Genomic DNA, 26,988 nt, shown 5'->3' on the forward strand with positions numbered 1-26,988 from the left:
ATTTTAGCGTTTAATTGGTAACACATTGTTAGCTTTTACTTCTTCCATAACAACATATGTACGACTTTCGCTCACAGACGGTAACCTAAGTAATGTTTCACCGAGTAATTCTCTGTAGGCTGACATGTCTTTTACGCGCGTTTTAAGTAAAAAGTCAAAGTCGCCTGAAACAAGATGACATTCTTGAATAACCTCTAAACTCTGGACAGATTTAGAAAAATCACTAAACACATCAGGACTCGTTTTTGTTAATGTTATTTCAACAAATACCAGTAAAGCCGAATCTAAAAGTTCGTGATTTAATGTTGCTCTATATCCAGTTATAAATTTATCAGCTTCTAATCGCTTTACTCTTTCAAGACATGGCGTTGGACTTAACCCTACTTTTTTTGATAAATCTATATTAGATAAACGGCCATTTTTTTGTAATTCAAATAAGATATTTTTGTCAATACGATCTAGCTTTTTCATCCACTTCTCTTAAACGATATTTTCATCTAAAAATAACAATAAAAATAGCATAATACACTAGAAAAAATAAAACAACGAAATAATATCTCCTTAAAATAGAATTATACTAGCGTTAAATAAAACCCTATAAAAATACAATTAGAGAAAGCAATTATGATTATCGGTGTACCTAAAGAAATTAAAAACCACGAGTACCGTATTGGCCTTACGCCTGCTGGTGTAAAAGAGCTGACAGTAAATGGACATAGTGTTCTCGTTGAAAGTAACGGTGGTGCTGCCATCGGTTTTGAAAACGAGCAATATATTATTGCTGGCGCAAAAATCATTGATACTGCAGAAGAAATTTTTGCTACTGCAGATATGATCATTAAAGTAAAAGAACCTCAACCTAATGAATGTAAAATGCTTCGTCCTGGCCAAGTATTATTTACTTATTTACATTTAGCTCCTGATCCAAAACAAACAGAATTACTCATAGCTTCTGGCGCTACCTGTATAGCTTACGAAACAGTAACAGCAGCTACAGGTGGTTTACCTTTATTAGCACCTATGTCTGAAGTAGCAGGTCGTATGTCTATTCAAGCAGGTGCTCATGCCCTTGAAAAAGCACAAGGTGGTTTAGGTGCTTTATTAGGTGGTGTTCCGGGTGTTGCTCCTGCAAAAGTTTTAATTGTTGGTGGTGGTGTAGTAGGAACTCAAGCTGCTCGTATGGCTATAGGTATGGGTGCTGATGTTACTATTCTAGATCGTTCACTTCCACGTTTACGTCAACTAGATGTTGAATTTGATGGTCGATTAAAAACAGTTTACTCAACAGCTGATGCAATGGACCAGCTAATTGTAGAAGCTGACTTGGTGATTGGTGCAGTATTAATACCAGGCGCAGCAGCTCCAAAATTAGTTACCGCGCAACACATCAAAATGATGAAAAAAGGCGCTGTTGTTGTAGATGTTGCAATTGACCAAGGTGGTTGTTTCGAAACATCAAAAGCAACCACTCATCAAGATCCAACCTATGTAGTTGACGATGTTGTACATTATTGTGTAGCAAACATGCCTGGTGGCGTAGCACGCACGTCAACAATGGCATTAACAAATGCAACTATGCCGTTTGCTGTTACTTTAGCAAATAAAGGTGCAAAACAAGCGATGCTTGATGATGTTCATCTTATGAATGGTTTAAATGTTTTAGGTGGTAAAATCACTTACAAGCCAGTAGCTGATGTATTAGGTTATGACTACGTAGCACCTGAAGACGCAATTGCTACTTTATAAAATATTGTCGCTTGATTTATAAAAGGTCGAGCAAATAAATATAATTTAAAGCGCTATTAGCATTGAGTTAATAGCGCTTTTTTAATATATGATAAAGAGGTAACAACGCCTATCACTCATTCTTTTGTAAAAAGATACCTACACTTTATAACTTTTGATGCATTTTTTTAAATAAAAGTTAGTTGCCCTATTGATATAATCCCTTAAAATCCCAATTACTAACTAAAGTAAGTTATTCATTTCATCTATTGGAGTACACCATGAGCGAAACCAGACATTGTCCATTACTTATCCTAGGCTCAGGACCTGCTGGCTACACGGCTGCAGTTTATGCCGCACGAGCAAATTTAAAACCTGTAATGATCACTGGTATGCAACAAGGTGGACAGTTAACAACAACAACAGAAGTTGAAAACTGGCCTGGAGATGCAGACGATCTTACCGGCCCTGCACTTATGGAACGTATGCAAAAACATGCAGAAAAATTTGATACTGAAATTGTTTTTGATCATATCAACGAAGTAGATTTCAGTGAACGTCCTTTTAAATTAAAAGGTGACACGGCTTCTTACACTTGTGATGCTTTAATTATTTGTACAGGTGCTTCAGCTCAATATCTAGGTTTACCTTCTGAAGAAGCTTTTATGGGTAAAGGTGTTTCAGCTTGTGCTACATGTGACGGATTTTTTTACCGTAACCAAAAAGTTGCTGTTGTTGGTGGTGGCAATACTGCTGTTGAAGAAGCTTTATATTTAGCGAACATCGCTTCAGAAGTACATTTAGTGCATAGACGTGATACTTTCCGTTCTGAAAAAATTCTTGCTGACCGTTTATATAAAAAAGTGGAAGAAGGCAAAATTATTCTACATTTAGATCGTACCCTAGATGAAGTACTAGGTAATGATATGGGCGTAACAGGTATTAGATTAAAAGATACAAAATCTGATAAAACTGAAGATCTTGAAGTAATGGGCACATTCATTGCTATTGGACATAAACCTAATACTGATATATTTAAAGACCAGTTAGCAATGAAAGATGGCTACTTAACTATTCAAAGTGGTACTTCAGGCAACGCAACACAAACAAGTGTTGAAGGTGTTTTTGCTGCGGGTGATGTTGCAGATCATATTTATCGTCAAGCCATTACGTCTGCGGGTGCTGGCTGTATGGCTGCATTAGATGCTGAACGTTATTTAGATGCTAAAAATTCTTAATTCTTAGCATTTTTAAACGAATAACAATAAGTCTATTAAAATGAGCCAAACTCTTGAATTACTTAACAGTGAGAGTTTGGTCTTCCCTCCTCTACACCAAGCCCTTACAGAACCTAATGGATTACTTGCCTTTGGCGGAGATTTAAGTGTTGAGCGTTTATGCAGCGCTTACAAACACGGTGTATTTCCTTGGTATTCTGATCATGATCCAATCATGTGGTGGAGTCCCGATCCTAGAGCTATAATTACTACAACAACCATTAAAATAAATCGCACGTTAAGAAAAGTTTTAAAACAAAAAAATTATAGCGTTTCAATCAACAAAGCTTTTAACGAGGTTATTAACCTTTGTGCACACGCCCCTTTTAGAAAAGAAGATACGTGGATTGTTACCGACATGATTAATGCTTATAAACAATTACACAGACAAGGACATGCGCATAGTATTGAGGTATGGCAAAACAATGAATTAGTGGGTGGTTTATATGGCGTAGCGATTAATGGCTATTTTTCTGGCGAGTCAATGTTTTATAAAGTCAGTAATGCTTCAAAAATAGCCCTTGTAACACTTGCTAAGCATTTAGAGAGCATTAATATAAGCATGATAGACTGTCAGTTATTAAATCCGTTTTTAGCAGATATGGGCTGTATTGAAGTGTCTAGAGAGTATTTTATTAAACAACAACAAAAACACTTATCTATGAATATTCCTCACGATTTTTGGCTACCAAAAGAAATAGAGTAGTAATATGGCTAATGACTATCAATTCGGGATCACTCAATCTTTTCCCTGTAATTATTTACCTGATGAAGAAGAACGTCTGCTCGTTGCGGTAGATGAACGCTTACATAACACTGAACAATACTCTTGGTTAATGGCAAACGGCTTTAGACGAAGCAGCGACCAAATATATCGTCCTCATTGCATAAATTGTAATGCCTGTAAATCAATTCGATTAATTAGCCAAGATTTTAAACCATCAAAAAGTCAAAAACGTTTATTTAATAAAAACAAAGCTTATATATTGAAAGTATCTCATGAGCCTAAAGACATTTATTATGAGCTTTACGAAAACTACATAAATACCATACATCATGACGGTAGTATGTTTCCGGCAACAATCACTCAATACGAAACCTTCACAAAAAGTAGTGTGTCTGAGCAATTATTTATTGAGACATGGGATGACGACATACTTATTTCAGTTGCAGTTACCGATATTCTCACTGATGGCTTATCTGCCGTTTATACTTTTTATCATCCTGATTACCGTTCAAAAGGTTTGGGTGTATTTTCAATACTCAATCAAATCAAATTAAGTAACGAATACAACAAAAGATTTTTATATTTGGGTTATCAAATTGATAGCTGCCAAAAAATGAATTATAAAAATAAATACTTCCCATACCAAGAATTAATCAATAATACTTGGATTACAACAAATAAATAGCACATTTACTTTACTTTAGGCGCTCAATTCGGCATCATCTGCGCAGCTTTTTATTCATCATTAATTACACCGTTTAGAATTTTATACATTGCAATTAACGGTAGATCAACTTTAGAGGTTTTACGCCCAATGGCGAAAGAAGAAAATATTGAAATGCAAGGCACTGTTTTAGATACATTGCCAAATACGATGTTCAGAGTTGAACTAGAAAATGGCCATGTGGTTACTGCACACATTTCTGGTAAAATGCGCAAAAATTATATCCGTATACTTACGGGTGATAAAGTTACTGTTGAGTTAACTCCATACGATTTATCTAAAGGTCGTATTATCTTCCGCGCAAGATAATAACTTTATAAAACCAACAAAAAACCCAGCTGATTACAACTGGGTTTTTTTATGTCTTTAATATTACAAATACCAATGCGATCAATTAAACATAAAAAAACCATCTAAAAAGATGGTTTTTATCGTTATTTAACATCTACCAAAGATAAACTAAGCGTTAGTGCTCTACTAACTCTTTTTTCGATTCGCATTGAATCACTAACTTACCTTTTTTGACATCAACTTTAGCTACGCCGCCATGAGTTAGATCACCAAAGAGCAACTCGTTGGCTAAGTTTTTCTTCAAATGCTCTTGGATCAATCTAGCCATAGGTCTAGCGCCCATATTTTTATCATAACCTTTCTCAGCTAACCAATCTTTAGCTGCTTTTGAAAGCTCTAAAGAGACCCCTTTTACATCTAATTGTGCTTGAAGCTCAACAATAAACTTATCAACAACTTGATGAATAATTTCGGTACTTAAGTGGTTAAACCAAACAATATTATCTAATCGGTTACGGAACTCAGGAGAGAAAACTTTATTAATTTCTTCCATCGCATTCATATTCGCATCTTGTTGCTTGAAACCAATAGACTGTTTCGTTGTTTCAGTAACACCAGCATTGGTCGTTAATACAATAATAACGTTTCTAAAATCAGCCTTACGGCCATTATTATCCGTTAATGTACCGTGATCCATTACCTGTAAAAGAATATTAAATACATCAGGATGTGCTTTTTCAATTTCATCTAACAATACAACTGAATGAGGGTGTTTAAGTACAGCATCAGTTAATAGTCCACCTTGCTCATATCCAACATAACCTGGAGGAGCACCAATAAGTCGGCTAACCGCGTGCTTTTCCATGTATTCAGACATATCGTAACGCAAGAGCTCAACACCTAATGTTTTAGCCAGCTGTTGTGTAACTTCAGTTTTACCTACGCCTGTTGGACCAGCAAATAAGAATGACCCAATAGGTTTTTCTTCATTGCCTAAACCAGCACGTGATAAACGAATAACAGATGAAAGTTCATCTATCGCATGATCTTGACCAAACACAACCATCTTAAGGTTTCTATCTAATGTTTTAAGGCTATCAGTTTCTGTTGAAGACACTGACTTTTCTGGAATACGAGCCATTTTTGCAACAATCGTTTCAATATCGGTGTTGTTAATGATTTTTTTACGTTTCGATGGCGCAACTAATTGTTGTTTAGCGCCTGCTTCATCAATCACATCAATCGCTTTATCAGGTAAAAAGCGCTCATTAATATACTTAGCCGATAGTTGAGCTGCCGCTCTTAGCGCTTTATTGGTATAACGAATGCCATGATGGCTTTCGTATTTCTCTTTTAAACCTTGTAAGATTTTAGTTGTTTCATCAACACTAGGCTCTGCTACATCAATTTTTTGGAATCGTCTTGCAAGTGCGCGATCTTTCTCAAAAATACTATTGTATTCTTGATATGTGGTAGAGCCAATACAACGCAGCTTACCTGATGATAATAAAGGTTTAAGCAAGTTAGATGCATCCATCATACCGCCAGAAGCCGCACCTGCACCGATAATAGTATGAATTTCATCAATAAATAAAATGGCATTCGTATCCGTTTCTAACTCTTTTAAAACAGCTTTGAATCTCTTTTCGAAATCACCTCTGTATTTTGTTCCTGCTAATAAAGCCCCCATGTCTAATGAGTAAATCGTAGCGTCGGCTAAAAATTCAGGTGCTTTATCTGAAATAACTAAATTTGCTAAGCCTTCAGCAATCGCTGTTTTACCAACACCTGCTTCCCCAACATATAACGGGTTATTTTTACGACGACGACTTAACACTTGTAAGGTTCTTTCTAACTCATCGCTTCTACCGATAAGTGGATCTATATTACCTTTTAGCGCCTCTTCATTAAGATTTACTGCAAAGTTATCTATAGTACGTTCTTCTACTTTCTGTTCAATATCTTCAGTAACATGAGAAGGCTCATTACTTTCAATTTTTGAAATACCATGAGAAATAAAGTTCACAATATCTAAACGAGTCACATCTAGTTTTTTAAGAAAATAAGCAGCTTGTGATTCTTGTTCGCTAAAGATAGCCACTAAAACATTAGAGCCATTGACTTCGCTTTTACCTGATGATTGCACATGAAAAACAGCACGTTGCAATACACGTTGGAACCCTAACGTGGGTTGAGTTTCTCTTTCAATTTCACTTTCAGGAATTACTGGCGTTGTTTCACCAATAAAATTAAGTAATTCTTGACGTAATTTGGATAGATCTGCACCACAAGCATTTAATGCTTCTATAGAAGCGGGGTTATCTAATAGTGCGAGTAGTAGGTGCTCTACCGTCATAAATTCATGACGGGAATCTTTAGCTTGGCGAAAAGCTAAGTTTAATGAAATTTCTAGATCTTTATTTAGCATAGGTTACTCCACTGTCAAAACTTACGGGTTACACTTTTTCCATTTTGCACTTAAGAGGATGCTGGTTTTCAATAGCGTAACTACTTACTTGACTTACTTTAGTTTCTGCAATTTCCGCAGTAAATGTGCCACAAGATGCCTTACCTTTATAATGAATATCGAGCATAATATCTGTCGCTCGCTCAGCATTCATATTAAAGAACATGCGTAATACCTCTACTACAAAGTCCATCGGCGTATAATCGTCATTCAGTAATATAACGTTATACATCGGAGGTTTTACATTGTCTATTTCAATCTTTTCTTCAAGTAGCTCTTGGTTGTCTGTGAGCTCTTTCCATTTACTCATAATTATATATTAGCCTGTAGATGAGAATTTTGCTGTAACTTTTCTCATTATTTTAATGTTTAATAAGATGAAAAAATAGGTAAATTTAACTTGACTAATAATTATATTTATCTACGATTCATTAGTGATGTTTTTTTAATCGCTACTTGATTTAAAAAATGCTTAAGAAACACAAGTAATATACCAAGTTCATTTAATAAAGGATGTAGAAGTATGGCACAGGGTACAGTTAAATGGTTTAATAATGCTAAAGGTTTTGGTTTTATTCGTCCCGACGAAGGTGGTGAGGATATATTTGCTCACTACTCGACAATTCAAATGGAAGGTTATCGAACGTTGAAAGCAGGACAGGATGTAAATTACGAAATTGATGCTGGACCTAAAGGTCAACACGCAGCAAGCATTACACCATCAGAAGTAGAGTCTCAAGAAGATTAATCATTACCTATAAGTTACATAGGGAATAAAAAACACATTTTGTTTTTTATTCCCATTAACTTATTACAAGTTATCAATAATACAATCACCAAATTCAGAACAAGTTACCAAAGTAGCCCCATCCATTAAGCGTTCAAAGTCATAGGTTACCGTTTTAGCATTAATAGCACCCGACATACCTTTCAATAACAAGTCTGCGGCTTCAAGCCATCCCATATGCCTTAACATCATTTCAGCCGATAAGATTACAGAACCTGGATTGACTTTATTCTGACCTGCATATTTTGGTGCTGTACCATGGGTCGCTTCAAAAATAGCCACTTCGTCATTTAAGTTAGCACCAGGAGCAATTCCAATACCACCTACTTGTGCAGCTAAAGCATCAGAAATATAATCACCATTTAAATTTAGTGTGGCAATAACACTATATTCAGCAGGTCTTAGCAGTATTTGTTGCAACATAGCATCAGCTATTACATCTTTAATAATGATCTCTTTACCATTATTAGGATTAATGATTGAACACCATGGGCCACCGTCGATATAGTCAGCACCAAACTCTTCAATTGCTAACTGATATCCCCAATCTTTAAATGCCCCTTCAGTAAACTTCATAATATTACCTTTATGAACTAAAGTTACAGAGTCTTTATCATTATCAATGGCATATTGAATTGCTTGGCGAACTAAACGCTGTGTACCTTCTTTAGAAACAGGTTTAATACCAATACCACAATCCTCTTCAAAACGGATTTTAGTAACACCCATTTCTTTAGTTAAAAACTCAATAACCTTCTTTGCATCTGAGCTATTGGCTTGATACTCAATACCTGCATATATATCTTCAGAGTTTTCTCTAAAAATAATCATATTAACTTCCGCTGGATTTTTAACTGGGCTTGGTACTCCCGTAAACCACTGCACAGGACGTTGGCATACATAAAGATCAAGTATTTGACGTATTGCTACATTCAAGGATCTCATTCCACCACCAACAGGTGTGGTTAAAGGACCTTTTATACCTACTTTATATTGTTTAAATATTTCTAATGTTTCATCAGGCAACCAAGTTTCCGAGTCATATATTTCAGTAGCTTTTTCACCAGCGTAGACCTCCATCCAATGAATATTGCGTTCACCGGCATAAGCTTTCTTAACGGCAGCATCAACCACTTTAATCATAGTTGGAGTAATATCAATGCCAATACCATCACCTTCGATATAAGGAATAATAGGATTATTTGGAACGGTTAACTTTCCATCAATAACTGTGATTTTACTACCTGACTCTGGAATTATTACTTTATTTGACATATGAAGTTCCTCTGCTGCATCCGAATACGGTGAATTAAACATAAGGTATGTTTTATGAAACCAATAATGAAACCAAACACACTTACTTACAGACAAACTATCGTAGAAATGAATAAGAAACTAATCACTAAAAGGTAATAATGGGTATAAACAGAAGAAATATAGAAATTAAGCTATTGAAGTTACAGAACTTATTGACTATAAAATCAATCAATAAGCAAAAAAAAAGCTGAGTAAAAACTCAGCTTTTTCAAAAAACTAATATCTACAATAAAGTAGAAATAATAGTATTTAATGTTGCGCTTGGGCGCATTGCTTTAGACGCTAATTCAACATCAGCAAAGTAATAGCCATTAATATCTTGTGCTGGACCTTGAGCACTATTTAATTCATCAACAATTTTATTTTCTTGATTTGTTAATGCTTGTGCTACGGCTACGAAAGTCGCTTTAAGCTCAGCATCGTCTGACTGACTAGCTAGCTCTTGTGCCCAGTATAATGCTAAGTAAAAGTGACTACCACGGTTATCTAATTCACCTACTTTACGAGACGGTGATTTGTTTTCAGATAAAAATGTACCTGTTGCTCTGTCCAATGTGTCTGCAAGTACTTGAGCTTTATTGTTGCCCGTAGTAGTACTTGTGTGTTCTAAAGAAGCAGCAAGTGCTAAAAATTCACCTAAAGAATCCCAACGTAAATGGTTTTCTTTTTCAAATTGTTGAACATGCTTAGGAGCAGAACCACCAGCACCAGTTTCAAATAAACCACCACCATTCATTAATGGAACGATTGATAACATTTTAGCTGATGTACCTAACTCTAAGATTGGGAACAAATCTGTTAAATAATCACGTAATACGTTACCTGTTACTGAAATTGTATCTTCACCTTTAGCAAGACGTTCAACAGTAAATTGAGTTGCTTCAACAGGAGCCATAATACGGATATCTAAACCATCAGTATTATGTTCAGGTAAATATTTATTCACTTTTTTGATTACTTCAGCATCATGTGCACGATTTTCATCTAACCAGAAAATAGTAGGTACTTTAGTGGCTGTGGCACGATTAACGGCTAATTTAACCCAATCTTGAATTGGTAAGTCTTTCGCTTGACACATTCTCCAGATATCGCCCGCTTCAACAGCATGCTCTAATAAAACAGCACCGCTAGCATCAATTACACGAACCGTACCATTGCTTGCTATTTCGAATGTTTTATCATGAGAACCATACTCTTCAGCTTTTTGAGCCATAAGGCCAACATTAGGAACAGTTCCCATAGTTGTTGGATCAAATGCGCCATTTTCACGACAAAAATCAATAACAGCTTGGTATACACCGGCGTAACAACGATCAGGGATCATTGCTTTAGTGTCTTTTAATTGTCCATCAGGTCCCCACATACCACCAGAAGAACGGATCGCTGCTGGCATTGAAGCATCAACAATTACGTCACTTGGTACATGTAAGTTAGTAATACCTTTGTCAGAATCAACCATAGCTAATGCAGGGCGAGTTTCATAAACCGCTTGAAGGTCAGCTAAAATCTCAGCTTTTTTAGCTTCAGGTAAACGTTCAATTTTAGAATAAACGTCACCAATACCGTTATTAGCATCAACACCTAATTGCTCAAATACGTCTGCATATTTTGCAAATACATCTTTATAGTAAACTTTTACAGCATGACCAAAAATAATAGGGTCAGATACTTTCATCATGGTTGCTTTTAGGTGAAGTGATAATAAAACATCTTCTTCTTTCGCTTTATTAATTTCTTCTTCGAAAAATGCTACTAATGCATTCTTGCTTAAAACAGCTGAATCAATAATTTCACCTGATAATAAAGATAAGTGATCTTTTAATACCGTTACCGCACCTGAGTTATCAGTAAATTCAATTTTTACTTCAGTTGCATTTTCAACGGTAGTCGATTGCTCACTACCAAAAAAATCATTTGCAGACATACTTGCAACACTAGACTTTGAATCTTTGCTCCATGCACCCATTGAATGTGGGTTTTTACGAGCATACTGCTTAACTGAACCAGGCGCTCTACGATCTGAATTACCTTCACGTAATACAGGGTTTACTGCACTACCTTTAATTTTGTCGTATGTATATTTAATCGATTTTTCAGCGTCGTTTTGTGGTTCTTCTGGGTAATCAGGTAATGCATAACCTTTAGCTTGAAGTTCTTTAATAACGGCGTGTAATTGTGGTACTGATGCGCTAACATTAGGTAACTTAATAATATTAGCTTCTGGTGTAGTTGCTAATTGACCAAGTTCAGCTAAGGCATCACCTACACGTTGCTCTTCAGTTAAATATTTTGGAAAATTTGCAAGAACACGTGCTGCTAATGAAATATCACGAGTTTCAATGTCTATACCTGAAGTGGCTGTAAAAGCCTGAAGAATAGGTAATAACGAATGTGTCGCAAGCGCTGGTGCTTCGTCAGTAATAGTATATATAATCTTAGATTTTTCGGTTGTCATTGAGTTTCCTACTGTAAATATTGCCAATACCACGAGTAAATGCATAAACATTCAATACAGCTATATCGATATGCACTTTATTTAAAATTTATTTTCGCGCGCATATTACAGGATTTTAACGAAAATTAACATAGCCCTAGATAAGAGAATAAGACTTTCAAGGCCCAAAGTTTGATAAAAATAATGAATACAAAACAAAGAAGAACAAAATCAACTAGTTTTAAAGCCCCTAAAACAACAGATGAACAACGAAAAATTGTATTGTTTAACAAGCCGTTTGATGTGTTAAGCCAGTTTACTGATGACCAAAAACGAAAAACATTAGCTGATTATATCGATATAAAAGGCGTGTATGCTGCAGGTCGCCTAGATCGAGACAGCGAAGGGTTACTGCTATTAACAAATGATGGAAAATTACAACATAAATTAGCTAACCCTAAACAAAAGACAGAAAAAACCTACTGGGTACAAGTTGAAGGTTCTCCTACTAAAGATGATTTACTTCAATTAGAAAAAGGGGTAAACCTTAAAGATGGTTTAACCTTACCTGCTAAAGTATCGGTTATGAAGGAGCCAGATATCTGGCCAAGAACGCCTCCGATTAGAGAACGAAAAAACATTCCAACAACCTGGTTAAGTATTTCCATAAAAGAAGGTCGAAACCGACAAGTACGTCGTATGACCGCTCATATAGGTTTTCCTACTTTAAGGTTAATTCGATATTCTATCGGTCAATACAACATAAACAACATCAACAATGGTGAGTTTAATGTTATATAAGGCTGAAAATAAACAATGAATTCAATTCAAAATACTCATGGTGATGAGCAATTCAAACCTAATACAACGGTTGCAGCTGTAATATGTTGTAATGATAAGTTTTTATTAGTTGAAGAATTAGAAAACGGTAAAAATGTATTTAATCAACCCGCTGGTCACATAGAAGCAGGAGAAAATTTAATTGCCGCAGCAGAAAGAGAAATATTTGAAGAAACAGGTCTAGCCCTTTCTCCTCAGTATTTAAGTGGTATTTATTATTACCACCGACCTGAACTTAATCTATATTTTGTTCGTTTTTGCTTTGTTATTGAACTTAACACCTGTAAGCAAGGCACTCCACAAGACGATGAAATACTGGCTACACATTGGCTTACCTATAATGAAATAAATGCAAGATCATCTGAACTAAGAAGCCCCATGGTATTAGAGTGTATTGAAGACTACTTATTGCAAAAAGAACATGGTCAAAAAATACCTTTATCGGTATTAAAAAGTAATATTTAGTCTGTTTACTCCACCTCACACATGCTATAATTCCGCGCCTTATTTTCTATGATTTAATTTTTTGATGACTACACACTCTACAACACAAACGCCTCCATTGAATAACAATGACTTATCAACCAAGCCACCTTCTGAAACCAAGGTGATTGTTGGTATGTCGGGTGGTGTTGACTCTTCAGTTTCAGCTTATTTATTGCAACAAGAAGGCTATCAGGTTGAAGGTTTATTCATGAAAAACTGGGAAGAAGACGATACCGATGAGTATTGTGCTGCAGCCCAAGATTTAGAAGATGCTAAAGCAGTTTGCGATAAATTGGGGATAAAACTCCATACAATTAATTTCGCAACTGAATATTGGGATAATGTTTTTGAATATTTTCTTGCTGAATATAAAGCTGGCAGAACACCTAATCCTGATATTATGTGTAACAAAGAAATTAAATTTAAAGCCTTTTTAGAGTTTGCTTGCGAAGATTTAAATGCAGATTACATTGCCACTGGGCATTATGTACAACGTGCATATCAAGACGGTAAATGGGCAATGTTACGTGGTTTAGACAGTAACAAAGATCAAAGTTATTTCTTGTATACATTAAGTCACGAACAAGTGGGCCGAACTTTATTTCCGGTAGGAAACATTGAAAAGCCTAAAGTACGTGAAATAGCTGAACAAGCTGATTTAATTACTCACAATAAAAAAGATAGTACAGGCATCTGTTTTATTGGTGAACGTAAATTTAAAGACTTCCTCGCTCAATACTTACCTGCTCAACCCGGTAATATTGAATCAGCAGAAGGTGAAGTTATTGGAAAACACGATGGTTTGATGTATCACACATTAGGACAACGTAAAGGTTTACGCATTGGTGGTTTAGCCAATTCAGGCGAAGAGCCTTGGTACGTTGTTGAAAAAGATTTAATCCGTAACGTCTTAATTGTTGGCCAAGGGCATAACCACCCTCGCCTATTTTCTAAAGGTTTAATTGGTAACCAATTACATTTAGTTAATAGAAATGAACTGAATGAACCGATTAAATGCACAGTTAAAACACGCTACCGCCAAGACGATGTAGCCTGTAATTTATCTCCTATGGCCAATGGTGAATACCTTGTTATGTTTGACGAACAACAGAGTTCAGTAACTCCTGGGCAATCAGTTGTTTTTTATCAAAATGATATCTGCCTGGGTGGCGGTATTATCAATACTCTTATCCGTTAAAATGGCTCAGACTCACTAGAGAAAGTATAGAATTTATAATGAAAGAACAAACGCTCACATTAGCAGCCATCTGCCAAGTCGCCTACTGGGTTCAAAAACTATCTCGTTCAGGCCAAATAGACGATGCTGAATTAACCATATTGCTTAACAGCATTATGAACACATCTCCTACAAGCACGTTAGATGTCTACGGAAACGATATTGCAAACTTAAAAGTGGGTCTTGAAACATTAATTCAGCATTTAGGTAACCAGTCAAAAAACAAAGACCCTGAACTGACTCGCTACGTAGTGAGTTTATTAGGTTTAGAACGTCGTTTAAGTAAACGTAATAAGCAAATGGCTTTACTTGGCGAAAGAATAGAACAGTGTGAACGACAACTTGCTCACTATGACATAAATAGTGAAACTCTCATTTCTAGTATTGCCAGCATATATAGCGACTTAATTAGTCCATTAGGTTCCCCCATTCAAGTAGCGGGTGATCCAACTATTTTAAAACAACCAACTAATCAACATAAAATTAGAGCTTTATTATTAGCTGGTATACGTTCAGCAGTACTTTGGAGACAAGTTGGCGGTAAACGTCGAAATATTTTATTTGCTCGTTCAAAAATAGTGGAATGTGCAGAATCATTACTAAAACAAATAGCTTAATGCTCTTGTTTTTAAAACATATTATTTAATTTTAATTTGGGAAATATCATGGAACTTTCAGCATTAAGTGCTATATCACCAGTTGATGGCCGTTATGGCAGCAAAACTAAAGCCTTACGCCCTATATTCAGTGAGTTTGGTTTAATCAAATACCGCGTAACCGTTGAAGTACGTTGGTTACAAAAATTAGCAGAAACCCCTGAAATAGCTGAAGTTCCAGCTTTTAGCAGCGAAGCAAATGCCGTATTAAATGCTATTGTTGAAAACTTTAGTGAAGAAGATGCACTAAGCATCAAAAAAATTGAAGCCACAACAAACCACGACGTTAAAGCTGTTGAGTATTTCTTGAAAGATAAAATAGCTGATAACGCTGAATTAAATGCAGTTACAGAGTTTATTCATTTTGCTTGTACTTCTGAAGACATTAACAACTTATCTCATGGGTTAATGTTAACGGAATGTCGCACGACAGTATTACTACCTGTAATTGATGAAATTTTAGCAGAAATAAAAGCATTAGCTGTTGAATACCAAACAATGCCAATGATGTGTCGTACACACGGTCAACCTGCTTCACCTAGTACTATGGGTAAAGAAATGGCTAACGTTTATGTACGTTTAAAACGTCAACGCGACCAAATTGCTGCAGTTGAAATGTTAGGTAAAATTAACGGTGCTGTGGGTAACTACAATGCTCACATCTCTGCTTACCCAGAAGTTGATTGGCACCAGTTTTCAAACGAATTTGTTACCTCGTTAGGCCTAACTTGGAATGCGTTTACCACACAAATTGAACCGCATGATTATATTGCAGAATTATTTGACGCTGTAGCAAGATTTAACACTATATTAATCGATTTCGATCGTGACGTTTGGGGTTACATTGCACTTGGTCACTTCAAACAAAAAACAATTGCAGGCGAAATTGGCTCTTCAACCATGCCACATAAAGTTAACCCAATTGATTTTGAAAACTCTGAAGGTAACTTAGGTATTGCAAACGCTATCTTTGGTCATTTAGCACAAAAATTACCAGTTTCTCGCTGGCAACGTGACTTAACTGACTCTACAGTTTTACGTAACTTAGGTGTTGGTTTTGGTCATGCATTAATCGCTTACGGTGCTACCTTAAAAGGCATCAGTAAACTACAAGTTAATGAGCAAGCATTATTAGACGAGTTAGACAAAAACTGGGAAGTGTTAGCAGAACCTATTCAAACAGTTATGCGTCGTTACGGTATTGAAAAGCCATACGAAAAGCTTAAAGAGTTAACACGTGGTAAACGTGTTAATGCTGATTCTATGCGTGAGTTTATCGCTACACTTGATATGCCTCAATCTGCTAAAGATGAGTTAGCACTTATGACTCCTGCTTCTTACATTGGTCGCGCAATTAGTTTTATAGCTGAATTAGATTAATTAAAACGGTTTTATAACAAACATTAAAAAAGCTAAGTAATAATATTACTTAGCTTTTTTTTGTTTTTAACTTAGGGTTTTACAGTAAGCTCCTAAACTTAAACCTTTGAGACTTCGTTTTCCGTTGATAACTCAGTTTGAGTAGAAGACCAAGCGTTCAGTATGGCTTTAACCAAAGTGGCTAAAGGTATCGCAAAAAACACGCCCCAAAAGCCCCATAGACCACCAAAAAAGATAACCGAAATAATAATCGTTACAGGGTGTAAGTTAACTGCTTCAGAGAACAATAAAGGCACTAATAAATTACCATCTAATATTTGAATTATCCCATAAGCTAGCATGACATAACCAAACTCAGCAGTAACACCAAATTGAAATAAGGCGACTAATATTACAGGCAGTGTGACAATAGTTGCACCAACAAATGGAACCAGAACAGATAACCCCACTAATACGCCAAGTAAAACCGCATAATTAAGTCCTAGTGCGATAAAGGCAACCGTTGAAGCTATTCCAATGATTAAAATCTCAATCACTTTACCGCGAATATAGTTCATAATTTGTTGATTCATCTCATTACCTACTTGCAGCGCCATTCTTCTGTCTTTAGGTAAGAATCTCGTTAAGCTTAATAATAAGGTCTTTTTATCTTTCAAAAAGAAAAACACCATTAAAGGCACTAAAATAAGATAGATCATTAAAGCCACTAAATCAGAAATAGAATTTAACGAGGCTTTTAAAATAAGTTTGCCCCACTCTATTAATTTTTCATTCACCATTTTGATCATACTTTCAATTTGATCTGGTGTTACAATATCAGGATATTTATCAGGTAATGTTAATAAATAAGTTTGCCCTTCTGACAACATATGAGGCACTTCTTGCACCAAATTACTGGTTTGTTGCCACATTACAGGTACTAAACCTAACATTGTAACTAAAGTAAAACTGACAAAACCACATACAACTATTGTCACAGAACCTGTTCGCGAACCTCCAATTTTTTGAAGCTTATTCACAGGTAAATCTAATAAAAATGCAATAGCTATTGCCACAAAAACAGGCATAAGTAACTGACTAAAAAAATAAACGAATAAAAATATACATACTAATAGTATTAATAATGCTATCGCACTTGGATCTGAAAAATGGCGTTTATACCAATTTGTAAAAAGTTGAACCATAAATAATACTTACCTATTTTCTATCAGTAATTCGACAACACCATTATCAAGTGCTGTACTAGAGAATAAATACCCCATGTTTACTAAATATTTAGGGATATCATTTTTTGAACCTTTATCTAGAATACGAATCGAACATTTATCATTAGCTTGCATTTTTTTTAAAATCACACGCATTTTTACTAAAGGTAATGGACATTTATCATTTGTTGCATCGTATTCGTGTAGCATAAACGTTAACTAACACCTTTTAAAATTTCGTTAAATTCACCTTTAAATAAAGAGAGAATCATTAAAAAAAACATGTGCAAAAGTTAACATATATCCCGCTTAGCCGATATACAAATAATCATATTAATGCTCTTTTAAATGAAAAAAAATAACGACTAATGAAATGTAACAAAATGCCCATTTACAAGGTCTACTAAACATAACAATATGTATTGATTTAGATACTCATTACGCACAAACAAGCTATAAATAACATCAACAGGTTTACTATTATTTTGATATTATTAATGCCCTAAAAGCAGACATAGCTTATCATCCCCGTAAATTACTAGAGGTTATTGATTTTTAGCGTTTATTTTAATTTAAAAATGTTAAATCAAAAAATTTAATTATCACTATGTTAAAAACAAAAAAATTACTTATTTCAGTGGGAATATCATTAGCACTTATTTGCTCTTCGACCATTGCAAAAAACAACAAAAACAAGCTTCCTGAAATTGGTGCTGCTGGTTTTAGTACTTTGTCTATTGATAAAGAACAATTTATTGGTAATGCCATGATGAAACAAGTACGCGCATCTCAGCCTTTATTGCATGATCCGGTATTAAATGAATACATTAATAGCTTAGGTAATTTATTAGTTAAAAATGCTAACGATGTAAATTATGCTTTCGATTTTTTTATTGTTAATTCAAAAGAACTCAATGCCTTTGCTTTTTTTGGTGGACATATCGGTGTGCACAGCGGCCTAATTACTACCGCTGAAAACGAAAGTGAATTGGCCTCAGTTATTGCTCATGAAATATCTCACGTGACACAAAGACACTTAGCGAGAAGACTTGAAGCACAAAGCAGAAGCCAGCCTCTTTCAATGGCGGGTATTGCAAGCGGTATATTATTAGCACTTATTAACCCTAATTTAGGTATGGCAGCATTAAGTACTTCAATGGCCGCTAGCCAACAAGCAAGTATTAATTATACTCGTGGTAATGAAAAAGAAGCTGACCGAGTAGGTATTGCTTTATTAGCCAATAGTGGGTTTGATCCAACAGGAGCACCTAATTTTTTCGGTAAAATGGCTGAAAAGTTCAGGTATATTAGTAAACCACCAGCAATGTTATTAACACATCCATTACCTGACTCCCGTATTTCTGACGCTCGTATTAGAGCGCAAAACTATCCTGTTGTTCATATTAAGCCTAGTTTAGCTTTTGAGTTAACAAAAGCGCGTATATCAGCTCGTTATGAACGTAACGCCAAAAGCAATATTGGTATGTTTGAAGGTTTATTAAAGTATGAAAGATATGAAATTAAAGAAGCTGCATTATATGGCTTAGCCCTTTCATACTTTGAAAATGAAATGCCTAAAGAAGCAAAAGATATTTTAGAAAAACTTATTCAAAATGATCCAAATAATTTATTTTATGCGGATGCTATTTCTGATGTTTACATAAAAACAAAAGAATTTGATAAAGCAATAACACTTCTTAAACGACTTAACTTGCTAATGCCTAATAATCAAATAGTTGCTCTTAATTACGCCAACGTTTTACAAGAAGCCGACAAGTTAGAAGAAGCAAGTGTGATGTTGCAAGATTTTTTGATCACACAGCCTGATCACTTTATTGCTAATGATCTATTAACCACTATATACAGAAAACAAAAGAAAATAGGCCCAATGCATGCTTCTCAAGGCGAGGTTTATGCGCTTTTAGGTGTTTATCCTAAAGCTATAGACGAATTACAAACAGCGATTAAATTTTCAAACGATTCCCCCTTGTTTATTAAAAGACTAAAGGCCAGAATACTGCAACTTAGAGAGCACGAAGAAAAACTACAACGACTATAACGATTCAACTTTTAAGATAACTTTAAAGAGTAAACTATGCTAACAATTTACCATAACCCTAGATGTTCAAAAAGCAGACAAACGCTACAATTAATAGAAGAAAACAATCAAGATGTTACTGTAATTGAATATTTAAAAACACCGTTAAACGAAGTCCAAATTAACGAGCTATTAGGTTTATTAAAGATTTCGCCTATAGACATGATGAGAACAAAAGAAGCTGAATTTAAAGAACAAAACTTAAAAGGAGCAAGTAACGAAGTACTTATTGCTGCTATGGTAAATACACCTAAATTAATTGAAAGACCCATAGTAACCAATGGCAAGACTGCTGTTATAGGTAGGCCTCCTGAAAACGTATTAACTTTGTTTTAATTGAGTAAACATTAATGATAAATGCATCAACCTTTTCAACAAGCACATTAAAAAAGATAGCGCTTACAGGCTACTTTGGGCTACTCTTTTTTATGCCTTTATGGCTGCTTGTTCTTAACCCATCAAACGGATTAACTCCTGCGCTATCTTTAGCTTTTTTTACGCTTCCATTAATATTCCCATTTAAAGGCTTAATACAAGGTAATCCTTATACTTATGCGTGGTCTAATTTTGTTGTTATGATCTATTTTTTACATTCATTAACCACTTTATGGGTATCTTCCCAAGATACTGTATGGGCATTAATAGAACTAAGTTTTGCGACATTAATGTTTATGGGCGGTACCTATTACGCGAAATTTAAAGGCCAAGAGTTAGGTCTAAGTATCAGAGAAAAGAAAGTAAAATAAACAACGGCTATATAACAAAACAGGACGTGTTATGAAATTAGTATTACTGGGTATTTCAACTTTATTATTAACTGCATGTGGTGGTGGAAGTAGTACTTCAAATACAGAAACTCCTATCACTCCACCCTCAGAGCCTTTACCTATAAAACAAATCGTAAAAAATGCCATTAATGCTTTTGATGACAGCGTTGCGATTAACCAAGCCGTTGAGTTGTTTTTATATTATCCGCAAACACAATTAACTAATATTGAATGGACGCAAACGTCAGGCCCAGATGTAACTTTTCTTACCCCTAATGCCAAAGGCATAGCATTTACACCTAAAGCTTCTGGTAATTATGCATTTGAAGCCTCTTTTACAACAGCAAATGGTAACACTGAAACACTTACCCAAGAGATTGATGTAACAGATAGAATTGCAAATATTTCAGCGCGATTAGGTCATGTAGTATCAGAAGGTAATAAAGTTTCATTACGCACCAGCCTAGCTTCCAATTTATCAACTAATACCATCACTTGGAAACAAACCTCAGGACCTCAAGTTACTTTAACGGATAGTAATACATCAGGTAAAACGGCTATATTTTTTAATGCGCCTAATGTTGAACAAGATACCTTTATTACTTTCGAAGTAAGTGTATCAGCTGATAATACTATATACCGAGATACTGTCGCAGTCTTAGTTGAGAATAAAAACGAAATTAACAATAATGCAATTTTTGATGAAAGAGTCAGTGATGTTTTTGCATACAACCCCGAATCTCCTTATAAAGCTAGTTTAGTCGACTGTGTATATAACAACGATATAACTTTCAGTAATAATTGTACTCTTAATAAATTACCGTTAATTGCACACGATACAACAACACCAAGCATTGATGACATAATGGACAGAGTTGTGGTTTCTCACCAATGGATGGGCGATCGATTTAAAACATTTTTAGAACAATACGATGTACATAACGATCTTAAAAATATGCTTAGAGCAACAACAGCCATCGTTATTTCTTACGATATAAGACCTTCTTTTTATTGGGGAGAGACTGGCGCTATTTATCTAGATGCTGACAACTTTTGGCTTACTCCTGAAGAACGAGACACGCTAAATGAAGCGCCTGATTACCGTGCTGCCTTCGGTAACGATTTGCAATTTGATATACCTTGGCGATATGTTCGAAATAACGATTATTTAAGTACTTATATTTCTGAAGATACAAGAAGGTCTCGCGATATTGACGATGGTGTTTATCGTGTTCTCGGGCTTATGTACCATGAACTTGCTCACGCCAATGATTTTTTCCCTAAAAGTCGTTGGTTTACTTTAGATAAAACTAAACGCATCAGTGCCGCTATTACCAGCCCAATACAATCTGATTTGTTAAGCCAAGCTCATCCTTTAAATGGCGATGAAATGTTAGGTTTAGCCCAAGTAAGTTTTCATGGCGTTTCAGCTACGGCAACTCAAAAATCTTATACTCCACAAGATGTTACTCAATTCTTTTCTTCTGAAGTAGCTCCCCAATACTATAACTACTCAAGTATAAGAGAAGATTATGCTATGTTATTTGATGGTTTTATGATGAAAGCTCGATACAACATTGATAGAGACATTGCTATTACCAATCAAGTAGATTCTGGCGGTTTAGCCAGTGATTATATTGTTGAGTGGGGGCAGCGTGGGCGTATTAGCGATGAAGATATTAAGCCTAGAGTTGCCTTTGTTGTAGAGCGTATTTTACCTGAGTTTGATGACTTTCAACCTATATTAGACAATTTACCGGCTCCTATTGCTATGGAGTCTGGAAAGTCTTGGATTGATAACTTAGATATTAGCCCAAGTTCAGCACCTAAGTCTTTGGCCAAAGCACAGGTATCATCTCAAACAAGAGCAGCCAACCAAAATCGACCAATAAACGAGTTCCGTTTATTGTTTGAAGAAAAGGCAATGCCTACAAAATAGGATAAGCTTATATCCGTTACCGCTCAAGATGCGTATTTCAGAGTAAATATTGAATGGTAACGGGTATATGTAGTAATTAGTTAAAAATTAAGACGATATATGAGGAAATATTTCTTTAATAAAAGGAATGGTTATTTTTCGTTGTTCTCTAATCGACGCTTTATCTAACTCATCTAACGCATTAATCAAGTTACTCATTTCTCTCGATAAGCGAGTTAACAAAAACTTAGCTGAATCGTTAGCTAAAATTAAGCCTCGTTGTTCTGCCCTATATTGAAGCGCCAATATTTTTTCATTATCGTCAATGGGTTTAACTTGTTCAGTTAATCCCCAACTTAATCTTGAGAGTAAGTCGGGTAACTTTATATTTAAGTTACTCACATTTTGATCGCCTGAAATGATCAGACACTTTCCTTGCTCGGTTACTCGATTAAACAAATCAAATACCGCTCTTTCAAATTCGTCATTACCCGCAATTAAATGAATATCGTCTAAGCAAATCACATCAATTTGTTCTAAACCATCAAACATTTCAGTAGAAAGTTGTGCAAGTTCACTAAAAGATAAACTCAATGAAGATAAACCAAGCTCTTCCGCATATGCGCAACTAGCGTGCAATAAATGAGACTTGCCTACCCCTTCTATACCAAACAAATACAAAGCTGTTGGATGCGATTCCTGCTTTAAAATAAGATCAATAAATTGTTGCAGTTGAATAACAACAGCATGATTGTTCTGGCTTTGAAAACTTTGAAAAGTTTCATCGTCAGGCAATTGAACAGATAAACTCAATTGGGAGGGATATTTCACTCAGTTCCCCAAAAAAACACAGGTATGTCATCAGCACTTTGACCCGATAGAGGATCAACATATTGCTTCAACTTATTATTTAATTGTAAGGAAGCAAATAAAGTATCTGCAGACCCCATAAGTGTTAATTGAAAACGTCGATTATTACCTTCAGCCTTAATCAACTTAAAAGAGCTGATCACTGAAAGCTTATCGAGAAATTGAGTAACATCTACATACTTAGCCAATGAGTCGATATTAGCTACATCAATAATTAAATCGTGATCAGTTTCTGTTGTTAATGAATATCGTTGCGATATATGCGTGGTTATATCAGACATTACCGTTTTTATTAATACAAGTTCATCAACTCCCATGTATTGATTACCCGTTTCCACTTTGTCACTTTGAGTGGTTACAATATGCCAATCAATCGATATTGCTGACTGTTTACACAACAAATCACAATCAGCAGAAGGTACATCAATAGAAGTAAATTTAGCATTTTTAGAGACTCTGATAATCACAATACTTTCAGGTGTATAGCGTTGTGAAGCTAGCTTTATCGGATCGATAAAGCGGCCCCATAAATCAGGGATTTGAATATTTTGTGTATCTGTTAAGTCCATCAAAGGTAAAATAACAGGTAAACCTTTTTGTTTAGCCAAGGCTGATATTTCATCATGCAACGGTGATTCGTCTGTTTCAGAAATTATACGTCGCTCTAAATCATCTTCAGTGACGATCCAAAATAAAACTAAAGGACGAAGTTTGCCCCATAGAGGAAGATTTTCTTGAAAAAATAATTGATTAATTTTATTTTCATCAAATGAAGCAACTAAATTATTCACCCCATTATCAGTAATATAATTAAATTGTGTTAAATATTTAGAGTAATGTTGAACTTCATTTTTTATAAAAGTATTAGATAATACTTGTTCATCACCTGCTATTTTTACTAAAACAGCCTTGAGTGCAGCCTTTAAAGCACTACTTTGATCTTTCTGTGTTTGGGAATTAAGTTCAACTTTCGCGGTATAAAGATCACTGACTTCAACGGCAAAAGCGGGCTTCAATAAAAAAAGAAGAGAAAAAACAATCCAATATCTAAACATATAAAAATAAATTAAAAGAATAATTATGAAAATATTAACATATAGTTGATAAATTTAGTCACATATTAAAATAATTTATTATAAAGATTTTAACCAAGCGTTAGCGCTGGTAGAATATGCGCCATTAACATCCCATTAGTAATTTTATTGAGGTCCCCACTGTGAGTGAACAAAAACAATCCCTAAGCTATAAAGATGCTGGCGTTGATATTGATGCAGGTAACGCGCTTGTTGAAAATATCAAAGGTGCCGTTAAACGCACTACCCGTCCAGAAGTTATGGGTGGCTTAGGCGGATTTGGCTCTGTATGTCAAATTCCTACAGGTTACAAAGAGCCTGTAATGGTTGCTGGCACAGACGGTGTTGGTACTAAATTACGTTTAGCGATTGATTTAAAGAAACACGATACTGTGGGTGTTGACCTTGTTGCTATGTGTGTAAATGACCTGATTGTTCAAGGTGCTGAACCGCTATTTTTCTTAGATTATTATGCAACCGACAAACTTGATGTTGAAGTAGCTTCAGCTGTAGTTTCAGGTATTGCAGACGGCTGTGTATTATCTGGATGTGCTCTAGTTGGCGGCGAAACAGCTGAAATGCCGGGTATGTATCACGCTGGTGATTACGATATTGCGGGTTTTTGTGTAGGTATAGCTGAAAAATCTCGTTTATTAGATGGTAGTGCTGTTGCTGCAGGCGACCAACTTATTGCTTTAGGTTCTTCGGGAGCTCATTCAAACGGTTATTCACTTATTCGTAAAGTGTTAGAAGTTAACAACACAGATACAAACGAGTTATTAAATGGTAAATCAATTGGCGATCATTTAATTGAACCCACTAAAATTTATGTAAAATCAGTTTTAGCTTTACTTAAAGAAGTTAACGTTCATGCGTTATCGCATATTACTGGTGGCGGTTTCTGGGAGAATATTCCACGAGTATTGCCTGAAAGTGCTCAAGCAAAAATCAATGAAAGTACTTGGGAATGGCCTGAAATTTTTAACTGGTTACAAGAAAACGGTAATATTACTACCCACGAAATGTACCGTACATTTAACTGTGGCGTAGGTATGATTATTGTAGTTCCAGCACAACAGCTAGACAAAAGTATTGAAATACTTAGCAATAACGGTGAAAAAGCTTGGCACATTGGTGAAATCACTGATTTACCAGCAGGTGAAGAACAAGTTATTATCAACAAAGGTTAATCATTAATGACTAGCCGAATTGTTGTTTTAATTTCTGGCAGCGGTACAAATTTGCAGGCAATTATAGACGCCTGCAAAACTAAAGGTTATCCAGGTAAAGTTGTGGGTGTTGTATCAAATATACCTACAGCTTACGGCCTAACCCGCGCTAAAGAAGCCAATATAGAAACCTCTACCTTATCGCATAAAGCATTTGATTCTAGAGAAGCCTACGATCAGTCATTAATTAAAGTGATTGATGGATATAATGCTGATGTTATTGTTCTCGCTGGTTTTATGAGAATTTTAACGCCTGCTTTTGTTCAACATTTTCGAGGAAAATTATTGAACATTCATCCATCTTTGTTGCCTAAGTACCAAGGCTTAAACACGCATCAGCGTGCTATTGATGCTGGCGACAATGAACATGGTGTTAGCGTACATTATGTTACAGAAGAGCTGGATGGTGGGCCTGTTATTTTACAAGCTAAAGTGCCTATTTTCGATGGTGACACAGCTGAAGATTTAGCAAGCCGAATACACGAACAAGAACATCGAATATATCCATTAGTAGTAAAATGGTGTTGTTTGAAACGCGTAGTTATGCAAGGCGAAAAAGCATTATTTGATGGTGATATCATTCCAACATCAGGTTATGCTAGCGAAGAATAGCTAATGCTTAATTTGATTGATGCAGTTTTACTTAAAAACACACAATAAAAAGTGAAACTGCATTAAAGGAATATATATGTTAAAACCGCTTTATCAATGTATTGTTTTATTTTCTGTATCTTCATTTACTTGGGCTCAATCTACGCCTGCTTTAAACTCTCCTGAGAATCTAACTCAAGCATCTCAAACTCTTATTGCCCCTTTCAGTGCTGAATACAATATTATTCACAAATCAAAAAAAGTGGGTACTGGTATCAGAAAATTAGAGAAACTCGCCGATAATACCTATCGTTATAGTTATAAAACCGATATTGAATGGTTAATTTTTGATGATAAACGAACTGAAGAATCTACTATAACATTAGTAAATAATCATGTTACTCCAACCCATTATCAATATTATCGTGAAGGAACAGGTCGAGATAAGTCTTATGAATGGAGTTATGATGTTGCAAATAATACAGCTAAAAATATAAAAGAAAATAAAACACTTTCTGTCGAGTTTACTGAAAATATTCAAGACAGCTTGAGCTATCATTTACAACACCGACTAAATTTAATTAAAAACCCTAAACAACAACACTTTGTTTATCCTGTTATAAAATCGTCAGGTAGCATTCATAATTATGTTTATGAATATGATGGTGAAGAAGATGTTATGTTGCCATACGGTTTAGTTAAAACTATTAAATTAAAAAGAGAAGTGGTTGAGAAAGAGCGAACAACTTACGCATGGTTTGCTCCAGAACTCAATTATTTACTGGTACGTCTTTATCAGGTTAAAGGTGGTACTGAACAATTTGAAGCACAATTAACATCAGTTACTATAACTAAATAATTAAACAACCTGAGCTCGGTTTAATAAATG

General features: G+C 35.2%; 27 protein-coding genes. 18 read left to right on the forward strand and 9 right to left on the reverse strand.

Annotated elements, in window-relative coordinates; translation table 11 throughout:
* Window positions 1–3: 3 nt before the first annotated feature.
* Entirely contained in the window at window positions 4–471 is a 468-nt protein-coding gene (lrp, locus tag AC0L5Q_RS06110; RefSeq protein WP_473615726.1) for a leucine-responsive transcriptional regulator Lrp, read from the reverse strand.
* A 153-nt stretch (window positions 472–624) separates the two neighbouring features.
* Between lrp and ald the strand changes: the two genes are divergently transcribed.
* From ald to infA, 5 genes are all read left to right on the forward strand, one after another.
* Window positions 625–1,746 carry an alanine dehydrogenase gene (gene ald / locus AC0L5Q_RS06115; protein WP_473615729.1) on the forward strand — a complete coding sequence of 374 codons (1,122 nt, stop codon included), beginning with the start codon at window positions 625–627 and terminating at the stop codon, window positions 1,744–1,746.
* A 260-nt stretch (window positions 1,747–2,006) separates the two neighbouring features.
* The gene (gene trxB / locus AC0L5Q_RS06120) at window positions 2,007–2,963 is read left to right on the forward strand and encodes a thioredoxin-disulfide reductase (protein ID WP_473615730.1); all 957 of its coding nucleotides are present in this window, start codon (window positions 2,007–2,009) and stop codon (window positions 2,961–2,963) included.
* A 40-nt stretch (window positions 2,964–3,003) separates the two neighbouring features.
* Window positions 3,004–3,708 carry a leucyl/phenylalanyl-tRNA--protein transferase gene (aat, locus tag AC0L5Q_RS06125; RefSeq protein ID WP_473615733.1) on the forward strand — a complete coding sequence of 235 codons (705 nt, stop codon included), beginning with the start codon at window positions 3,004–3,006 and terminating at the stop codon, window positions 3,706–3,708.
* Between the two features lie 4 nt (window positions 3,709–3,712).
* The gene (locus tag AC0L5Q_RS06130; protein ID WP_473615736.1) at window positions 3,713–4,414 is read left to right on the forward strand and encodes an arginyltransferase; all 702 of its coding nucleotides are present in this window, start codon (window positions 3,713–3,715) and stop codon (window positions 4,412–4,414) included.
* A gap of 129 nt (window positions 4,415–4,543) precedes the next feature.
* Entirely contained in the window at window positions 4,544–4,762 is a 219-nt protein-coding gene (gene infA, locus AC0L5Q_RS06135; RefSeq protein ID WP_011043571.1) for a translation initiation factor IF-1, read from the forward strand.
* Window positions 4,763–4,919: 157 nt separating this feature from the next.
* Here the strand turns inward: infA and clpA are convergent, their stop codons facing one another.
* Window positions 4,920–7,172 carry an ATP-dependent Clp protease ATP-binding subunit ClpA gene (gene clpA / locus AC0L5Q_RS06140; RefSeq protein WP_473615743.1) on the reverse strand — a complete coding sequence of 751 codons (2,253 nt, stop codon included), beginning with the start codon at window positions 7,170–7,172 and terminating at the stop codon, window positions 4,920–4,922.
* A 28-nt stretch (window positions 7,173–7,200) separates the two neighbouring features.
* Entirely contained in the window at window positions 7,201–7,521 is a 321-nt protein-coding gene (clpS, locus tag AC0L5Q_RS06145) for an ATP-dependent Clp protease adapter ClpS (protein WP_473615746.1), read from the reverse strand.
* Window positions 7,522–7,734: 213 nt separating this feature from the next.
* Here clpS and cspD point away from each other — a divergent pair, with 213 nt between their 5' ends.
* On the forward strand, window positions 7,735–7,959 hold the full coding sequence (cspD, locus tag AC0L5Q_RS06150) for a cold shock domain-containing protein CspD (RefSeq protein ID WP_076418775.1): 225 nt from the start codon (window positions 7,735–7,737) through the stop codon (window positions 7,957–7,959).
* Window positions 7,960–8,022: 63 nt separating this feature from the next.
* On the opposite strand, the gene icd is transcribed toward cspD, so the two are convergent.
* Window positions 8,023–9,273, reverse strand: coding sequence for an NADP-dependent isocitrate dehydrogenase (icd, locus tag AC0L5Q_RS06155; RefSeq protein WP_473615752.1), 1,251 nt, complete (start codon window positions 9,271–9,273; stop codon window positions 8,023–8,025).
* A 265-nt stretch (window positions 9,274–9,538) separates the two neighbouring features.
* Window positions 9,539–11,770, reverse strand: coding sequence for an NADP-dependent isocitrate dehydrogenase (locus AC0L5Q_RS06160; protein ID WP_473615755.1), 2,232 nt, complete (start codon window positions 11,768–11,770; stop codon window positions 9,539–9,541).
* A 183-nt stretch (window positions 11,771–11,953) separates the two neighbouring features.
* On the opposite strand from AC0L5Q_RS06160, the gene AC0L5Q_RS06165 reads away from it, so the two are divergent.
* From AC0L5Q_RS06165 to purB, 5 genes are all read left to right on the forward strand, one after another.
* A complete protein-coding gene (locus tag AC0L5Q_RS06165) occupies window positions 11,954–12,550 on the forward strand; it encodes a pseudouridine synthase (protein WP_473615760.1) in 597 nt (198 codons plus the stop codon).
* 15 nt (window positions 12,551–12,565) lie between these two features.
* A complete protein-coding gene (locus AC0L5Q_RS06170; RefSeq protein ID WP_473615763.1) occupies window positions 12,566–13,054 on the forward strand; it encodes an NUDIX hydrolase in 489 nt (162 codons plus the stop codon).
* A gap of 64 nt (window positions 13,055–13,118) precedes the next feature.
* Window positions 13,119–14,273 (forward strand): tRNA 2-thiouridine(34) synthase MnmA, encoded by a 1,155-nt coding sequence (gene mnmA / locus AC0L5Q_RS06175; protein ID WP_473615766.1) that lies wholly within the window; start codon window positions 13,119–13,121, stop codon window positions 14,271–14,273.
* Window positions 14,274–14,311: 38 nt separating this feature from the next.
* The gene (gene hflD, locus AC0L5Q_RS06180) at window positions 14,312–14,929 is read left to right on the forward strand and encodes a high frequency lysogenization protein HflD (protein ID WP_473615769.1); all 618 of its coding nucleotides are present in this window, start codon (window positions 14,312–14,314) and stop codon (window positions 14,927–14,929) included.
* Between the two features lie 48 nt (window positions 14,930–14,977).
* Entirely contained in the window at window positions 14,978–16,348 is a 1,371-nt protein-coding gene (purB, locus tag AC0L5Q_RS06185; protein WP_473615773.1) for an adenylosuccinate lyase, read from the forward strand.
* A gap of 98 nt (window positions 16,349–16,446) precedes the next feature.
* Here purB and AC0L5Q_RS06190 read toward each other — a convergent pair whose 3' ends face one another.
* Entirely contained in the window at window positions 16,447–17,532 is a 1,086-nt protein-coding gene (locus AC0L5Q_RS06190; protein ID WP_473615777.1) for an AI-2E family transporter, read from the reverse strand.
* Window positions 17,533–17,541: 9 nt separating this feature from the next.
* Window positions 17,542–17,763, reverse strand: a complete 222-nt coding sequence (locus AC0L5Q_RS06195; protein WP_473615780.1) for a sulfurtransferase TusA family protein — start codon at window positions 17,761–17,763, stop codon at window positions 17,542–17,544.
* Between the two features lie 397 nt (window positions 17,764–18,160).
* On the opposite strand from AC0L5Q_RS06195, the gene bepA reads away from it, so the two are divergent.
* From bepA to AC0L5Q_RS06215, 4 genes are read left to right on the forward strand one after another with little or no spacing between them, the layout of a single operon-like run.
* Entirely contained in the window at window positions 18,161–19,612 is a 1,452-nt protein-coding gene (bepA, locus tag AC0L5Q_RS06200; RefSeq protein ID WP_473615784.1) for a beta-barrel assembly-enhancing protease, read from the forward strand.
* 36 nt (window positions 19,613–19,648) lie between these two features.
* Entirely contained in the window at window positions 19,649–19,987 is a 339-nt protein-coding gene (gene arsC, locus AC0L5Q_RS06205) for an arsenate reductase (glutaredoxin) (protein ID WP_473615788.1), read from the forward strand.
* Window positions 19,988–20,001: 14 nt separating this feature from the next.
* Window positions 20,002–20,397 (forward strand): DUF2069 domain-containing protein, encoded by a 396-nt coding sequence (locus AC0L5Q_RS06210; protein ID WP_473615792.1) that lies wholly within the window; start codon window positions 20,002–20,004, stop codon window positions 20,395–20,397.
* Window positions 20,398–20,428: 31 nt separating this feature from the next.
* Window positions 20,429–22,357: a hypothetical protein gene (locus AC0L5Q_RS06215; RefSeq protein WP_473615796.1), complete on the forward strand. Its 1,929-nt coding sequence runs from the start codon at window positions 20,429–20,431 to the stop codon at window positions 22,355–22,357.
* Between the two features lie 87 nt (window positions 22,358–22,444).
* Here the strand turns inward: AC0L5Q_RS06215 and hda are convergent, their stop codons facing one another.
* Both hda and AC0L5Q_RS06225 read right to left on the reverse strand, forming a co-directional pair.
* Window positions 22,445–23,167: a DnaA regulatory inactivator Hda gene (hda, locus tag AC0L5Q_RS06220; protein WP_473615800.1), complete on the reverse strand. Its 723-nt coding sequence runs from the start codon at window positions 23,165–23,167 to the stop codon at window positions 22,445–22,447.
* The gene (locus tag AC0L5Q_RS06225; protein ID WP_473615804.1) at window positions 23,164–24,261 is read right to left on the reverse strand and encodes a DUF2066 domain-containing protein; all 1,098 of its coding nucleotides are present in this window, start codon (window positions 24,259–24,261) and stop codon (window positions 23,164–23,166) included. The genes hda and AC0L5Q_RS06225 overlap by 4 nt, the downstream gene beginning before the upstream one ends.
* Window positions 24,262–24,422: 161 nt before the next feature.
* Here AC0L5Q_RS06225 and purM point away from each other — a divergent pair, with 161 nt between their 5' ends.
* From purM to AC0L5Q_RS06240, 3 genes are all read left to right on the forward strand, one after another.
* On the forward strand, window positions 24,423–25,469 hold the full coding sequence (purM, locus tag AC0L5Q_RS06230; protein WP_473615808.1) for a phosphoribosylformylglycinamidine cyclo-ligase: 1,047 nt from the start codon (window positions 24,423–24,425) through the stop codon (window positions 25,467–25,469).
* A 6-nt stretch (window positions 25,470–25,475) separates the two neighbouring features.
* The gene (gene purN, locus AC0L5Q_RS06235; RefSeq protein ID WP_473615813.1) at window positions 25,476–26,120 is read left to right on the forward strand and encodes a phosphoribosylglycinamide formyltransferase; all 645 of its coding nucleotides are present in this window, start codon (window positions 25,476–25,478) and stop codon (window positions 26,118–26,120) included.
* A 76-nt stretch (window positions 26,121–26,196) separates the two neighbouring features.
* Complete coding sequence (locus AC0L5Q_RS06240) at window positions 26,197–26,958, forward strand: DUF3108 domain-containing protein (RefSeq protein ID WP_473615816.1); 762 nt, start codon at window positions 26,197–26,199, stop codon at window positions 26,956–26,958.
* Window positions 26,959–26,988: the final 30 nt, after the last annotated feature.

This window comes from Pseudocolwellia sp. G5-9 (assembly GCF_055808995.1).